1 protein-coding gene and 1 pseudogene are annotated in these 890 nt (G+C 74.6%); both read right to left on the reverse strand.

Annotation, left to right across the window (positions count from 1 at the left end; genetic code table 11):
* A pseudogene (locus FV228_RS31035) lies at nucleotides 1-235 on the reverse strand (circadian phase modifier CpmA); the annotation flags it as partial.
* Nucleotides 232-890 (reverse strand): adenine nucleotide alpha hydrolase (locus tag FV228_RS31040; RefSeq protein WP_147857899.1); only part of this gene is annotated, 659 nt, incomplete at its 5' end. The pseudogene FV228_RS31035 and the gene FV228_RS31040, both read right to left, overlap by 4 nt.

Raw genomic sequence — 890 nt, forward strand, 5'->3', positions numbered from 1 at the left:
GCCCGAACACCGCCGTGCGCGAGACCGGGCAATAGTCGAGCCGCGCCTCAGCCCCGAGCCGGTCGCGCTTCTCCGGGTCGAGCCGGGTCAGGAGCAGCGAGGCGCCCCGCTCGCGTGCGGCCGCCAGGATCGCGTCGATCTGCTCCGGACTCTTGCCGGCGCAGAAGATCGCCTCCTCCAGGCCGATCCGCTCGGGCCGGGCGAAGTCGAGGGTGAATTCGTCCGCCACGCTCATGCCGGGGAGGCTCCGGTCAGGAAGGCGCTGCCGACCCGGTAGGGCGCGAACCGGATGGCGCCCGAGAGGCGCGGCGGCGTAATCTCCCGGATGCCGGATCCCAGGGCGGCGCGGCGCTCCGCGTCGAGGGCGGCGAGGCTACCGGGGTCGAGCTCCACGACCACGCCCTCGGCCCGCACCCGGCAGCGGACGGCCCGCTTGGGGCCCGGCCCGGCTTCGAGGGCCCCGCCGACCAGCCGCTCGACCGCGTGGATGAAGGCTAAGGTCTCAGGCTCGATCGGAATGCCGGTCTCGACCCGGCTCGACAGGCAAGGCGCGGACGGCAACTCCGCCACCGCACCGAGGCCGAGGTCGCGGGCTAGCGCCCGCACGGCTGCCTTGTCGAACCCGGCCTCCACGTAGGGGTGGCGCACCCCGTGCTCCCGGGCGGCGTCGAGGCCGGGGCGGTACTCGCCGAGGTCGTCGCGATTGGCACCGGACAGGATCTGCCGGTCGGTGACGTGCCGGACCGCGCCGTACAGGTTGGTCTTGCAGAAGAAGCAGCGGTTCACGGGGTTGGCCCGGTAGGCCGGGTCGGCGAACTCGCCGGCCTCGATCACCCGCAGGTCCCAGCCCTCCCGGGCGGCCTCGGCGCGGACCCGCGCGGTCGCCTCGC

It is taken from the genome of Methylobacterium sp. WL18, from assembly GCF_008040015.1.
GTDB classification, from domain to species: Bacteria; Pseudomonadota; Alphaproteobacteria; order Rhizobiales; family Beijerinckiaceae; genus Methylobacterium; species Methylobacterium mesophilicum.